The organism is Streptomyces sp. RLA012, from assembly GCF_056270325.1.
Genome location: NZ_JBWDPA010000002.1, coordinates 731,334 through 745,218, shown reverse-complemented (window position 1 = coordinate 745,218; position 13,885 = coordinate 731,334). Strand labels below are relative to the sequence as shown.

Here is a 13,885-nt window from a genome sequence, read left to right as displayed (position 1 = left end):
AAGCGGAAGAATTCTTGCCATATCGCCCCTTTACGGAACCCGCCTCCAGTCCGGCCGGGCGATGCACGATGATGGTCACGCTATGACCAAGCTCCGTACGACGACGCACCGTGCGCCACTGCCGACCCTCCGGGCCGCAGTGTTCGCCGTCGTCGGGACGGTGTTGGGGGTGAGCGCGCATCATCTGATCGCCGAAAGCCCGGTGCCGTGGCGGCAGGGCTTGGCGGCGGCCGCGGCGCTCTTCGGCGTGGGTCTCGCCGGTACGCGGCGCCCGCGTTCACTGACCGCGGTGGTGGCGGCCTGCGCCGCCGGGCAGGTCGGGCTGCACCTGTGGCTGACGACCGCGCACGCTCACGGAGGCACGGCCATGGCCATGCCCTCGCACACCCATCAGGGCATGGACGCCCATGGCGCATGGCACGAACGGTGGCACGGCTCGCTGGCGATGACAGCCGTCCACGCGGTCGCAGCCGTGCTCGTCGCGATCCTGCTGCACCGCGCGGACGCGGTGTGCTGGTCACTGGCGCGCGGCCTGACGTCGGCGGGCGACGCCGTACGGGCACACATCGCCACCGCCTGGACGCTGATGCACGATCACCTGGCGCCGATAGGCCCCGGGCTGCCGACGCTCGTCCTCGCGTGGTGGGAAAAGCTGCCGCCCAAGGAGGCGGTGCTCGCGGACGTGGTGGTACGGAGAGGCCCTCCCCAGGCGGGGCTCACTCTCGTCATCTGACCTTGCTGGGGCGGCCGTTCGGCCGTTCCGCGCTACCCCCATGCCTGGAGACACCCATGTTCCACGTCACGAAGAAGCACACCACCGCGCGGCGCCTGACCCTGTCGGCCGCCGCGACCGCCACCATCGTCCTCCTCACCGCAGGCCCGGCCCTCGCCCATGTGGAGGTCGAGTCGGAGAAGGCCCAGGCTCTCGCCGAGAACGCAGAGCTCTCCTTCGATGCCGAGTCGGAGTCCAGCTCGGCCGGGATCACCGAGCTGCGTGTGGTCCTGCCCGAGGGCATCGTGCCCGCCGACGTGACGTACGGCGAAGGCCCCAAGGGCTGGAAGTTCACGGCGAACGACGACGGCTACACGGTCAAGGGCCCGGCCGTGAAGACCGGGGAGAACGCCAAGTACTCGGTCGTCGTGAAGCAGTTGCCGGACGCCGAGGAACTGGCGTTCAAGACGCTGCAGACCTACAGCGACGGGCACACCGACCGCTGGATCGAGCTCGGCGACGGCAGCGAGGAACCGGCGCCGGTGCTCAAGCTGAAGGCCGCCGCGGGTGGCTCGAAGGCGGCCGGTCCGTCCCCGAGCGAGACCGCGTCCGAGGCCCCGTCGGCGTCCGCTTCTACGGCGGCCGAGGAGGCTTCCGCCTCGCCCGTCGCCGAGGCGAAGAAGGACGATGGCGGCGGGTTGTCGGCAGGTGCCTGGGTCGGTATCGGCGCGGCGGTCCTGATCGCGCTGGCGGCGGTGGGCTACGCCGTACGACGCCGGTCGGGCGCCCAGCAGTAGCGGATCGGCCCCTTCACTCCGCGGCCGCTGTCAGGGCGCGTCGCGGAGTGAAGGGGCCTTGGCCCGCACCGGACCTGCTACCCGGTTGCCGGGTCTGTCACCCGGCTCCCGGCAGGTGTGCCTGGTGCTGCATCACCTGCCGGAGGAACTGCGGCCGGTCGCGCTGAGCGGGATGTGCCGCGTCCTGCGGCCGGGCGGCCGGCTCCTGGTCGTCGAGTTCCGGCCGCCGACCAGCAGGATCGGTCGCCACCTGGTGCACGTCGGGATAGGCCACACGATGGCGTACAACCGGGTCGATCTGCTGGACGGCCTCGTGACCGACGCGGGCTTCGAGGTTGAAGGGAGTGGCGACGTACGGCCTTGGCTGCGCTACGTACAAGCCGTGCGACCGATGACGACGGAGGCGACGGACTAGCGGCCGCGGGGCGCTCCACCCGCTCTCGTGGTGGTCCCTGACTCACAGGTTTCCCCGCTGTTCGGCACAGGCGGGACGGTTAACCTCCGGCTCGCGGACGAGTAGGCCCGCGATTGTGGTGGCTGTGGTGAGGCGGGAACCAGGGCGTGGAGAACCAGGAGTACGTGGAGAGTCGCTGGAGTGTGGGCGACGGGGTGCGTTTCGTCGTCCGTGCGCTTGTGTACGCGGTGCTCGGCGGGCTTGCCCTGTTCGCGATCTACACGACCGCCTCCGTTGTCGGGCCGATGTTCGCGCTCGACCTCTATACGCGGGCGGTGGCTGCCTGGTGGACGGTGTTCACGGCTGTGGTTGTTCAGGGCATTCCGTTCCTGATGCTCGGCACGCTGGTGTCGGCGGCGATCGGGGCTTTTGTGCCGGAGCGGGTGTTCAGCCGTCTGCTGCCGCGCAATCCCGTGTTCGCTGTGCCCGTCGCGGGTGCGGCGGGTGCGGTGCTGCCGGGGTGTGAGTGCGCGTCGGTGCCGGTGGCGGACAGTCTGATGCGGCGTGGTGTCGCGCCGGCCGCCGCGCTCGCGTTCCTGCTCTCCGCGCCTGCCATCAACCCGGTCGTTCTGGTCGCGACCTCCATTGCCTTCCCCGGGCAGCCGGCCATGGTCCTCGGGCGGCTTGTCGCCTCGCTTGCCACCGCCGTCGTCATGGGGTGGCTGTGGGCCAGGTTCGGGCGGGACGAGTGGCTGCGGCTGCCGAAGCGGCTTACGCCGGGCGGGGCGGAGAAGGCGGGAATGGGCCGGCTGCTGGAGTTCCGCGCCGGCCTGCAGCACGACTTCCTGCACGCGGGCGGCTTCCTGGTGCTGGGGGCGGCGGCCGCGGCGACGTTCAACATCGCCGTGCCACGGTCGGTGCTGGACCTGTTCACCGGGTCGGGCTGGCTGTCGGTACTGCTTCTGGCGGTGCTCGCGGTGGTGCTGTGCGTGTGTTCTGAGGCGGACGCGTTCGTGGCGGCCTCGCTGAGCGGGTTCTCGCCGATGGCTCGGCTCGCCTTCATGGTCGTCGGGCCGATGGTCGACCTGAAGCTCATCGCGCTTCAGGCGGGGACGTTCGGGCGGGCCTTCGCGGTGCGGTTCTCGGCGGCCACGTGGGTCGTCGCGGTGGCGAGCAGTGTGCTCGTGGGGTGGTGGCTGTTGTGAGGCGGTACGGTCCGGCGTTGCTGCTGGTTCTGAGCGGGGCCGCGGTTCTGCGGATCTCACTGTTCAGCGAGCTGTATCTGCGGTATGTGCAGGCGGGGCTGCGTCCCTACTTGATCGTCTCGGGGGTGCTGCTGCTCGTTCTGGGGATCGTGGGGGCCTTCGTCGTCAGGCGGACGGTCGTGAACGAGAACGACCACAGTCGTGATCACGACGGCGGCCACGGGGACGGCGAGCACGAGCGCGGCCACGATCACAGCCGCGGCCCGAGGGCCGCCTGGCTCCTCGCGGTCCCGGCTGCCGCCCTCCTCGCCTTTCCGCCGCCCGCCCTCGGCTCGTACAGCGCCGATCGCGAGGCCGCGAAGTACGCCGCCCAGGGCATCGGCAAGTTCAGCGCCCTCCCGAAGGGTGACCCGGTCGACCTCACCCTCAGCCAGTTCAGCTCCCGCGCCATCTACGACAGCGCCAAGACACTGAAGGGCCGTACGGTACGGATGATCGGGTTCGTCACCAAGGGCAACGACGGCACCTGGTATCTGACCCGGCTCCTCATCTCCTGCTGCGCGGCCGACGCACGCCCCGACAAGGTGGAGATCCGCGGCGCCGACGCCCCCGAAGTCGACAGTTGGGTGACGGTCACCGGCACCTGGCACCCCAAGGGCAAGCTCGGCTCCGACGCGGCATGGCCGCCCGTGCTCGACGCCAGCAGCATCAAGCACATCAAGCAGCCCGAGAGCCCCTACGAGAAGCGGTAGTTACGGGAGACGCCGGGCGAGCGCACGCGGTAGTGACAGCGGGGTGGCCCGCCCCTCATGATGGGCGGGTCATGGCGACTTCGACCCTTGTGCCCGGCCTGCACCGTTCCGGCAGTGTGCCGTCCACGGTGCGGTCGGCGGCTGCCCGAGCGGGCGTCTTCTCGGTGACGAGCACGGTGCTCGCCGTCGTGGGACACCACGTCGTGTTCGACGTCTCGCCGTCCTGGGCCGCTCGCGGTGTCCTGGCCGGGCTCTTCTTCGCGCCGGCCTTTCCTGGAGCCGGTCGACCGAGCCGCGTCGGACGGCAGTTGGTGCTCACCGTCGGGGCTCAGGTCCTCGGGGTCGGCTGGTTCACGGCGAGCACGGGGGCGGCGTACGAGAGGCTTTCAGCCGCCTGGCCCATGGTGGTCGCGCATGTCGTCATGACGGGGCTGCTCGCGTTCCTGCTGCACGGCGCGCAGGACGGCCGTCTCGCGCTGTTCCGGGTGGCCGCGGCCGAACTGCGTTCGCTGTGCGCCTGGTTGTGGAGCCTGCTGTTCCCGCGCGTCGGAGCCGAAGTCCCCGTCGCCGCACCCGTGGTCGCGCCCGCACTCTCGGGCCCGGCCCGTGCCTCCCCACGCGAACTCACGCTCGCGGACTGTGTCGTACGCCGAGGTCCCCCTCTCGGCGTGCCGTTCACCGCTGCCTGAAAACGGCCGTACGCGGCCGTGCGGGCATCGCACCTTCGCGCAGGTACCAACGCTCACACGTCATCGGTGGCCCGACGGGGCTGCCGCAAGGGGGAATTCATGTCCACGACCGTCGTCGTGATCGGGGCGGGCCCGTACGGCCTGTCCACCGCCGCGCATCTCACAGCGCGCGGCCTGCACGTCAGGGTCTTCGGCTCGCCGATGGCGAGCTGGGCCGAGAACATGCCTGCGGGCATGCTGCTGAAGTCTCCGCCGAGCGCGTCGATGCTGTCCGCGCCGGAATCGGGGTTCACGCTGGACGACTACTGCCGGCAAGTGGGGGAGGCACGGCTGACCGGGCACGACCAGGTGCCGGTCGAGATGTTCGTGCGGTACGGGCGGTGGTTCGCCGAGCAGCTGGTGCCCGAGGTCGAGGACGTCCGCGTCCTCGGCGTCGACCGGCAGGCGGACGGCTTCCACCTCAAGCTCGCCTCGGGCGAGGAACTGCGGGCGACTGCCGTGGTGGTCGCGAGTGGCATGGACGGCTTCGCGTACGTGCCGGAGCCGCTGACCGGTCTTGTCCCCGAGGGGCTCGTCTCGCACAGCTCCCAGCATGCCGACCTCGCCGGGTTCGCCGGCCGGGACGTTCTGGTTGTCGGCGCAGGGCAGTCCGCGCAGGAGAGCGCGGCGCTGCTGCACGAGGCCGGGGCCAGGGTCCGACTGCTGGCCCGGGCCAGGGATCTGGTGTTCGGGGCGGGGCCGACGCCGGGGCCGCACTGGCAGCCGGACACCCCGCTGGGCCGGTCCTGGGCGCTGTACGCGGTCGTCCATCAGGCGGCGGCGTTCCGCTTCCTGCCTGAGGCCACCCGGCTGCGGCTGGTACGGCGGGTACTGGGGCCGTTCGGCTCCTGGTGGCTCAAGCCCCGCCTTGACGGGGTCGTCCCCGTGAGGTTGGGGGAGCAGATCATCGGCGCGAGGCGGGACGGCGACGGCGTCAGCCTGACCACCCGGGACGGCGACGGGCGAACCCACACGATGGAGACCGGGCACGTCCTGACCGCGACCGGCTACCGGGTCAGTCTGGACGCGCTGGACTTCCTCGCTCCTGAGCTGCGGGCCGAGCTGGCGCGTACGGGAGGGTTCCCGCGTCTCGACGCCGGGCTGCAGTCGTCTGTGCCCGATCTGTACTTCACCGGTATCCAGGCGGCGGCGACCTTCGGTCCGCTGATGCGCTTCACCTGCGGCACCCAGTTCGCGGCACCGCGGCTGGCGGCTGCTTTGGCGGCGCGTCTCTGAGGGCAGCGGGGTGCGGGCGGCGCTCCGTGTGAGCGCTGTCCCGCATCCTCCGGCAAGTCACCGATGCGGCATAGCGTAGTCAGTCGAATACGCTGTGTAGGTGATCGGACTGCGGGTCGAGGCGAGAGCCACCGGGCGTTCGGGCCGGGTCGGCCTGCTGCTCGGCCTCGTCGTGCTGATCATCACCCATCTCGCCGGCACCGGGCACGGCGCGTCTTTCGCCGGACCGCACGTGAGTGCCGCCGTCGAGGTCTCTGCCCACCACCACGAGGACGCCGACGACGGAACGCTCGCGCCGTCCCCCGGGCACGACCACGACCACGGCCACAATGCGGACGGACACGATCATGCGGCGGACCGGCCTCGCGCCGCCGTTGACGACACGGTCGCCGACGCCGGTCAGGATGGGCTCTCGCCGATCCCGCCCGTAGCCCCCGGGTCTTCTGCCGGGCGCGCTGCCTGGGATCGCCCACCTGGCGTTGCCCGCTCTCGGGACGGCCCTTCCACCCTCGCGCTCCACTGCGTCTGGCGGCAGTAGGCGCTGCCCGCACGCTCCGACCCGACCGGGCCTGTCGCCCGGGGGCTGAGGCGTGCCCGCGCGTCCATCGAACCGCCTGCACCGCACCCCTGCCTCCGTGCGGGGTGCGAAGGAGCCGTACGCACATGAACTTCTCCCTGCTCCACCTCCCCCTCGGGGCACATGCCCCTCTGCCCGTGATCGCCCGATGTCCCGCTCAGCTCGTGGGCAACACCCCCGTCCTGTGGATCGACGAACCCTTCGCGCCGCCCGGCCGCGGCTTCTACGCCAAGCTGGAAGGGGCCAACCCCGGCGGCATCAAGGACCGCCCGGGTCTGCACATGGTCCGTGAGGCCCGGCGCCGCGGAGAACTCACACCCGGCGCGCCGATCGTCGAGTCCTCCAGCGGAACCCTCGGGCTGGGCCTCGCCCTGGCCGGACTGACGTACGGGCATCCCGTAACCGTCGTCTCCGACCCCGGCATGGAACCGTCCATGGTCCGGCTGCTCACCGCCCTCGGCGCGCACGTCGACCAGGTCGCCGCCCCGCACCCCGAGGGCGGCTGGCAGCAGTCCCGGCGCGAGCGCGTCGCCGAAGTGCTGGCCGGCACTCCGGACTCCTACTGCCCGGAGCAGTACCACAACCCCGACAACGTGGCCGCCTACCGGCCCCTGGCCACGGAACTCATTGCCCAGCTCGGACGCGTCGACGTCCTGGTGGCCGCGGTCGGTACCGGAGGACACTCCGCCGGAACCGCATCCGTACTCCGTGAGTCCTTCCCCGGCCTGACCCTGATCGGCGTCGACGCGACCAGCTCGGCGATCTTCGGGCAGCCCGCCGGCCCCCGGCTGATGCGCGGCCTGGGCTCCAGCATCCATCCCGCCAACGTCGACTACGCGGCCTTCGCCGAGGTTCACTGGGTCGCCCCGGCCGAAGCGGTCTGGGCCTGCCGTCAGCTGGCTCGCCGCCACTACGCGTCCGGCGGCTGGAGCGTGGGTGCGGTCGCTCTCGTGGCCGGGTGGGTCGCCCGTACGTCCTCCGCCGGGACCCGGGTCGCCGCGATCTTCCCTGACGGCCCACATCGCTACCTGGAAACCGTCTACAACGACGCATGGTGCGACGAACACGGACTCCTCGGCCAGGAGCCGCCGCCGGAGCCGGACGAGATCGCCGAGCCCGACGAGTGCGTGGTGACCGGCTGGACGCGGTGCAACAAGGTCCGCGATCCGCTGGGCCGCACGCCCGCCGCCGACCGTTCAGAGGCAGGTGTCCGATGAAGGGCGGGAGCCTGCGGGTCCAGGTGGCCTCCTTCGACCGCCCGGCGCAGCTGTTGATGGTCAACCAGTTCGCCATCAACCTCGGCTTCTACATGCTCATGCCCTACCTCGCCGACCACCTCGCCCATGGCCTCGGCCTCGCGGCCTGGGCGGTCGGCCTGGTCCTCGGTATCCGCAACCTCTCCCAGCAGGGCATGTTCCTCATCGGCGGCACCCTCGCCGACCGCTACGGCTGCAAGCCGATGATCCTGGCCGGCTGCGCCCTGCGCACCGTCGCCTTCGGGCTGCTCGCGATCGCGGACACGCTGCCCGCGCTGATCGTGGCATCGGCGCTGACCGGCCTGGCGGGCGCGCTGTTCAACCCGGCCGTACGCGCCTACCTCGCCGCCGACGCGGGCGAGGAACGTCGCGTCGAAGCCTTCGCCGCGTTCAACGTCTTCTACCAGGCGGGCGTCCTCATCGGCCCGCTCGCCGGCCTCGCGCTGCTGACCTGGGACTTCAGCGCCGTGTGCGCCGTCTCGGCGCTCATCTTCGGAGCCCTGGCCGTGCTCCAGGCCCGTGCCCTGCCCACGCGTCCGCCGGCCGACCGGGGCGCCGAGCCCGCCTGGCGCGCGGTGGCCGCCGACTGGCGCACCATCGCCGCCAACCGCCCCTTCCTCCTCTTCGCCGCCGCGATGAGCGGCTCGTACGTCCTGGCCTTCCAGGTCTACCTCGCCCTCCCGCTGCGGGCCCGCGAACTCTTCGGCGACCACACCGGCTTGGTGACGGGCGCGATCTTCGCCGTCTCGGCGCTGGCCGCCCTGTCGGGGCAGCTGAAGCTGACCGCGTGGGCGAAGCGGAACCTGTCCGGGCCGCGGGCCATCGCGTACGGGCTGGCGGTGATGGGGATCGCCTTCCTGCCGCTGCTGCCCGGACCGTACGAAGGAGCGGTGGGCCTTGCGGCGGGAGTGCTCACCCTCGTCCTGTGTGCGGCCCTGCTGGCCTGGGGCGGGTCGCTGCTCTACCCGTTCGAGATGGACACAGTGGTCCGGCTGTCCGGGGACCGGCTCGTCGCGACCTACTACGGCGCGTACAGCACCGCGTCCGGCATCGCGATCTCGTTGGGGAACCTGGCGGTCGGAGCGCTCTTCGACACAGGGGTGCGCTGGTTGCCGTGGACGGCTCTCGCCGCCACGGGGCTGGGCTGCGCGGGGCTCGTGACGCGGCTGCACCGCGCGGGACATCTCGCGTCGCGCCCGGTCGCGGTGCCGGGGTGATGCGAGCGAGGCGTACGCCCTGTATCCGGCTCGCCGGCTATAGGGCGGCTTCGGCCGTGGCGACGGCCGGGGCGTCACGCAGGCCGAGACGCAGGTGCTCGACGTGGAAGAGGGCCTGCTCGAGCAGTTCGGCCACGTGGTTGTCGTACAGCGTGTAGATGACCGAGCGGCCCCGGCGCTCGCCGGTGACCAGGCCGAGGTTGCGCAGCAGGCGCAGCTGGTGGGAGCAGGCCGACTGCTCCATGTCGACGGCATCGGCGAGCTCGGTCGCCGCGCACGGGCCTTCCTGGAGCCTGGCCAGGATGCGCAGCCGGGAGGGGGTCGCGAGGGCCTGGAGCGTGGCTGCCACATCGGTGGCGCCCACGGTCTCCAGGCGCTCGCGCGCGGTGGCGGTGATCTTGGCGTCAGCTCCATGGCCCATGGCCTCATCCTACGGACATGAAGAGATGAATGACTCTTCATATGTTCCTGTATGGTGAGAGGGCAATGCCGGGCGCCCCCGTGTGCCCGTGCGCCTCATGCGTCCCTCGTGAAGGACCACACCTCTCATGACCTCCACCCTCACTCCACCGTCGGTCGACCGCGGCGCGGCTCTGTCCGAAGGCGGCGCCCTCCGGCGGCGTACCCGGGTTTTCACGCTGCCCGAGGTGCGCTGGGCGGCGGCTGCCACCGTCCTCTTCCTGCTCGCGCTTCCCTTGCAGTTGGCCGGCGCCCCGGCGTGGGTTTGGGGGTCGCTGTACGCGCTGTCGTACGCCACCGGTGGATGGGAACCGGGCTGGGAGGGCCTGAAGGCGCTCAAGGACAAGACCGTCGATGTCGACCTGCTGATGATCGTCGCCGCGTTCGGGGCGGCCTCGATCGGCCAGGTGATGGACGGGGCGCTGCTGATCGTCATCTTCGCGACCTCGGGCGCGCTGGAGGCGCTGGCCACGGCCCGCACCGCCGACTCGGTACGCGGTCTGCTCGACCTGGCGCCCGCGACGGCCACCCTCCTCGACGTCGATGGCGGTGAAGTGACCGTGCCCGTCGAGAAGCTGGCTGTGGGCGACACGATCCTCGTCCGTCCCGGCGAGCGCGTCGGGGCCGACGGCCGGGTATTGGACGGCGCGAGCGACGTGGACCAGGCGACCATCACCGGTGAGCCGCTGCCCGTGGCGAAGGAGCCGGGGGACGAGGTGTTCGCGGGCACCCTCAACGGCACCGGCGCCCTGCGCGTCCGCGTCGAACGCGATGCCTCCGACTCGGTGATCGCCCGGATCGTCCGCATGGTGGAGGAGGCGTCCGAGACCAAGGCGCCCACCCAGCTGTTCATCGAGAAGGTCGAACAGCGCTACTCGCTCGGCATGGTGGCGGCGACGCTCGCCGTCTTCCTCGTCCCGCTCGCCCTCGGTGCGGCGCTGACCGGTTCGCTGCTGCGGGCCATGACCTTCATGATCGTGGCCTCGCCGTGCGCGGTGGTGCTGGCGACCATGCCGCCGCTGCTGTCCGCGATCGCCAACGCCGGGCGGCACGGTGTGCTGGTCAAGTCCGCCGTGGTGATGGAGCGCCTCGGGCAGGTCGACGCGGTCGCGCTCGACAAGACGGGGACGCTGACCGAGGGCACTCCGCGGGTCACCGACATCCGGCCGCTCACCGGATCGGGCCTCGGGGAGAGTGAGCTGTTGGCGCTCGCCGCCGCGGCCGAGCACCCCAGCGAGCACCCGCTGGCCCGAGCCGTCGTGGACGCGGCACGCGAGCGCGACATGGTGTTGTCCGTGGCGGAGAACTTCGACTCCGCTCCGGGCGTCGGAGTGACTGCCGTGGTGGACGGGCGCGTGATCGCGGTGGGGGCCCCTGCCCGACTGCTCCAGGGAGACCAGGCGGAGGCGATTGCCGCACGCGCGCTGGTCCTGGCGGGCGAGCTGGAGGAGGGCGGGCGAACCGCGGTCCTCGTCGAGGCCGACGGCGTCCCGGTCGGAGTCCTGGGGATCGCCGACCGCCTGCGCCCGGATGCCGCGGCCACCGTCGCTTCCCTCACCGCACTCACCGGCACCGCACCCGTGCTGCTGACCGGCGACAATCCTCGGGCCGCAGCACGCCTGGCCGCCGAGGTCGGAATCGACGACGCACGGGCCGGTCTCCTCCCGCAGCACAAGGTGAGCGCCATCAAGGAACTGGAAGGCGCGGGCCGCAAGGTCCTGATCGTCGGGGACGGCGTCAACGACGCACCGGCCCTGGCCGCCGCCCACACCGGCGTCGCGATGGGCAGGGCGGGCTCCGACCTCGCCCTGGAGACCGCCGACGCGGTGATCGTCCGCGACGAACTCGCCACCGTCCCGGCCGTGATCGCCCTCTCCCGCCGCGCGCGGAAGCTGGTCGTCCAGAACCTCGTGATCGCCGGAGTGTTCATCACCGGCCTCGTCATCTGGGATCTGGCCGGCACCCTGCCCCTGCCGCTCGGCGTCCTCGGCCACGAAGGCTCCACTGTCATCGTCGGCCTCAACGGGCTGCGCCTGCTGCGTGACGCCGCCTGGAAGCGGGCCTTGTCGGAGGGAGCCCGATGAGCCCCCGCCGGACACGGGGTGCCGTGCCTTCGGCGGGTGCGCCGCAGTGCACGGTCACCGTCTGCCGGGGTTGCTGCTGCGGTACCCCGAAGGTCCCCGGCCTCGACCACGCTGCCCAGCTGTCCTCACTGAAGACGGAGTTGGACGGGGTCGCGCGCGTCCGGGCCGTGAACTGCCTGGACGCCTGCGAACAGGCCAACGTCATCGTCGTCCAGCCCTCACCGGCCGGACGCGCCGCGGGCGCTGCACCCGTCTGGCTCGGCCTGGTCAACGACCCCGACGCGACGGCCGACATCGCCACCTGGATACGCTCCGGAGGACCGGGCCTCGCCGAACCGCCCGACATCCTCGACCTGTACGCCTTCGGCCCGTCCCGGCGCGTGCGCCGAACCCTCGAAGCCTGACCCCCTACCGGTGGGCGTGCAGCCCGTCGGCCAGATAGTCGTGGTTGTGCCGCCAGCCGGCCGGAACCCGGTGGGCGTCGAGGATGTGCGGATGCCCTTCGCCGAGATCGCTGTACTCGTGTTCGTGCTCGACGGTCTTCGCAGCCTGCGACGGCCACAGCCGCACCGCGAGCAGGGAGGCGAACAGGGCGATCGCGCCCAGGGCGAGCACGGCCGACTGGAGTCCGGCCGCCGCGCCGAGCCAGCCGGCGAGCGGATACGTCAGCAGCCAGCAACTGTGCGAGAGGGAGAACTGCGCGGCGAACGCCGACGTACGCTCCTCGGGCGGCGCCGCGCGGCGGATCAGCCAGCCGGTCGGCGTGAGCACCAGCGAGCAGGCTGCGCCAAAGGCGGCCCAGGCGGCGAGCAGGGCGGGCCACCGCCAACCGCCGTCCTGCGCGGCCGTGATGGTGCCGAGCCCGGCGAAGACCACGGTGAGCAGCAGGGCGCCGCGCAGCATCACCGTGCGGTCCGAGGCCCGGTCGAGCAGGCGGGGCAGCAGCAGGGCGACCACCATCGAGCCCGCGCCGTACGCGCCGAGCGCGAGGGAGACGTCGGTGGCGCTGCGGCCGAGCCGGTCACGGACGTACACCACGCTGTTGACCGTGACCATCGCGCTCGCGGCGGCCACCGCGAGGTTGAGGGCGAGCAGGGCGCGCCGCGCCGCGTACTGGCCCAGCGCCTCCTGCGAGGTGTAGCCGAAGAGTTCCTCGGCCTGAGGGCTCCACAGCACGATCCGCCCCTCGGCATCCAGCAGCACAGCCGCGACACTGAGCAGATCCAGCAACTCACGCGGCTGTCTCGGCCCGGAACCCGGCTGGTCACCCTCGGCACCGAAGGGATCGGCTGTCCTCATCCAAGCACTCCCTCCGCCTGCCAGCGCGACAGGCCGCCCTGCGCCGGCTTCAGGCTGTGGCCTGTGTCCCCTGCACCTCGCGTGCTTCCATGGTCCCCCGGATCTGGGCGACCGCGCGGTCGCGCGAGACAGCTCGCCGCGCCCCAGGCCCCAGGCCCCAGCAGATGGGCACCGACGAGAAGCTCCGACCTCCCGGGTACAGGGGTGGGCGGCGCGGGTGGTGGCGAAGAGGCCGCCCCCGATCCGGGTCTCGTTCTCAGCGGTCAGGTACAAACAGGCCACACGCAACGGAACGACCAGGGAGCACCCGTCCGTAACCGCCACCGGCGACAAAGGGATGCACGACCTCGGGCCACGAGGCCGCTCACAGCGTCCCAGCGGAACCAAGGATGCCTCCGCCTCGACCGGTGTGGAGCCCCAGGACCTGCCCGGCACACGCAGCGCCGGATAGCGCACTGACAGACGTCGTCCTCTCCTCGACGGCGGCCCATAGGTACAGCGTGAGGTACGGCGTGCCGTCGAAGCGGTGACGTGGCGCGCGAACCCCACTAGGCCACCACTAGGCCCACGTCGACGTGCGTGTCGGTCCGCGCTGCGCCAGTCATGACGCGCGAAGCGCGGCTGCTACCGACTTCGGGCGGCCGGGGAAGAAGGTCCTCCGGCGCGGTGCCGGCCGCGGATGCGAGTGCGCCGGAGAACGCCCGCAACGCCGCCGGGAGCCCGGGCCCGGGGGCGCCGGCGACAGGGGAGCGGATGTCATCGCCACCGGAAGCCGCGGGGGGCGGATCGTCGCCCAGTGCAAGCTTCGGAGGACTCCGTCCGCCAAGATCGGATCACCCGAGGTGCAGACGTTCAACGGTACGGCCCGGCCCGATCACCAGGCCACGCATCCGCTGATGGTGACGAACGTACGCTTCACTCAGGACGCGGAGGCGCCAGCTGGGAGGTACGGCATTTTGCTGGTGGACAATACTGCGTTGCGCACGTGGGCAACTTATGGAGTGCCCCTCGAACTGGCTTGACAGGGACGGCGGCACAGGCCGTCGCGCACCGCCGCGACAAGCGGTAACCGAACATGACGGTGTCGGCGTTCCCGTCCACAGTGCGGGCACCTTGCCTGCGTTGATATCCAGCCCGGCCTTCGCCAGGCGGCGCCGAACGGTACGATG

Annotated in this window: 14 protein-coding genes and 2 pseudogenes; 13 read left to right on the top strand and 3 right to left on the bottom strand. The window is 71.6% G+C overall.

Annotation, left to right across the window (positions count from 1 at the left end):
- Positions 1-82 precede the first annotated feature (82 nt).
- The 10 genes from RV986_RS03850 (at position 83) to RV986_RS03805 (ending at position 8,874) form a co-directional block, all read left to right on the top strand.
- Positions 83-733 (top strand): hypothetical protein, encoded by a 651-nt coding sequence (locus RV986_RS03850; protein WP_475916018.1) that lies wholly within the window; start codon positions 83-85, stop codon positions 731-733.
- A 56-nt stretch (positions 734-789) separates the two neighbouring features.
- On the top strand, positions 790-1,509 hold the full coding sequence (locus tag RV986_RS03845) for a DUF1775 domain-containing protein (protein ID WP_475916017.1): 720 nt from the start codon (positions 790-792) through the stop codon (positions 1,507-1,509).
- A 124-nt stretch (positions 1,510-1,633) separates the two neighbouring features.
- Positions 1,634-1,924 (top strand): class I SAM-dependent methyltransferase, encoded by a 291-nt coding sequence (locus RV986_RS03840; RefSeq protein WP_475916016.1) that lies wholly within the window; start codon positions 1,634-1,636, stop codon positions 1,922-1,924.
- Positions 1,925-2,118: 194 nt separating this feature from the next.
- A complete protein-coding gene (locus RV986_RS03835) occupies positions 2,119-3,108 on the top strand; it encodes a permease (protein WP_475916015.1) in 990 nt (329 codons plus the stop codon).
- Positions 3,105-3,860, top strand: a complete 756-nt coding sequence (locus tag RV986_RS03830) for a TIGR03943 family putative permease subunit (RefSeq protein WP_475916014.1) — start codon at positions 3,105-3,107, stop codon at positions 3,858-3,860. Before RV986_RS03835 ends, RV986_RS03830 begins: the two co-directional genes overlap by 4 nt.
- 71 nt (positions 3,861-3,931) lie before the next feature.
- Entirely contained in the window at positions 3,932-4,549 is a 618-nt protein-coding gene (locus RV986_RS03825) for a hypothetical protein (RefSeq protein ID WP_475916013.1), read from the top strand.
- Positions 4,550-4,648: 99 nt separating this feature from the next.
- Complete coding sequence (locus RV986_RS03820) at positions 4,649-5,824, top strand: FAD-dependent oxidoreductase (RefSeq protein WP_475916012.1); 1,176 nt, start codon at positions 4,649-4,651, stop codon at positions 5,822-5,824.
- A gap of 100 nt (positions 5,825-5,924) precedes the next feature.
- Positions 5,925-6,362: a hypothetical protein gene (locus tag RV986_RS03815; protein WP_475916011.1), complete on the top strand. Its 438-nt coding sequence runs from the start codon at positions 5,925-5,927 to the stop codon at positions 6,360-6,362.
- Positions 6,363-6,487: 125 nt separating this feature from the next.
- Positions 6,488-7,618: a PLP-dependent cysteine synthase family protein gene (locus RV986_RS03810; protein WP_475916010.1), complete on the top strand. Its 1,131-nt coding sequence runs from the start codon at positions 6,488-6,490 to the stop codon at positions 7,616-7,618.
- Positions 7,615-8,874 carry an MDR family MFS transporter gene (locus RV986_RS03805; protein WP_475916009.1) on the top strand — a complete coding sequence of 420 codons (1,260 nt, stop codon included), beginning with the start codon at positions 7,615-7,617 and terminating at the stop codon, positions 8,872-8,874. Before RV986_RS03810 ends, RV986_RS03805 begins: the two co-directional genes overlap by 4 nt.
- A gap of 37 nt (positions 8,875-8,911) precedes the next feature.
- Here the strand turns inward: RV986_RS03805 and RV986_RS03800 are convergent, their stop codons facing one another.
- Positions 8,912-9,295, bottom strand: a complete 384-nt coding sequence (locus RV986_RS03800; RefSeq protein ID WP_475916008.1) for an ArsR/SmtB family transcription factor — start codon at positions 9,293-9,295, stop codon at positions 8,912-8,914.
- A gap of 127 nt (positions 9,296-9,422) precedes the next feature.
- Here RV986_RS03800 and RV986_RS03795 point away from each other — a divergent pair, with 127 nt between their 5' ends.
- Positions 9,423-11,417 carry a heavy metal translocating P-type ATPase gene (locus RV986_RS03795; protein WP_475916007.1) on the top strand — a complete coding sequence of 665 codons (1,995 nt, stop codon included), beginning with the start codon at positions 9,423-9,425 and terminating at the stop codon, positions 11,415-11,417.
- Positions 11,414-11,821 carry a (2Fe-2S) ferredoxin domain-containing protein gene (locus RV986_RS03790; protein WP_475916006.1) on the top strand — a complete coding sequence of 136 codons (408 nt, stop codon included), beginning with the start codon at positions 11,414-11,416 and terminating at the stop codon, positions 11,819-11,821. The genes RV986_RS03795 and RV986_RS03790 overlap by 4 nt, the downstream gene beginning before the upstream one ends.
- Positions 11,822-11,825: 4 nt before the next feature.
- Here the strand turns inward: RV986_RS03790 and RV986_RS03785 are convergent.
- Positions 11,826-12,518 (bottom strand): annotated as a pseudogene (locus RV986_RS03785) (MFS transporter); the annotation flags it as partial.
- Positions 12,519-12,716: pseudogene (locus tag RV986_RS03780) on the bottom strand (PAS domain-containing protein); the annotation flags it as partial.
- Positions 12,717-13,291: 575 nt separating this feature from the next.
- Between RV986_RS03780 and RV986_RS03775 the strand changes: the two are divergent.
- Positions 13,292-13,738, top strand: coding sequence for a restriction endonuclease (locus RV986_RS03775; RefSeq protein ID WP_475916005.1), 447 nt, complete (start codon positions 13,292-13,294; stop codon positions 13,736-13,738).
- The last annotated feature ends 147 nt before the right edge of the window (positions 13,739-13,885 follow it).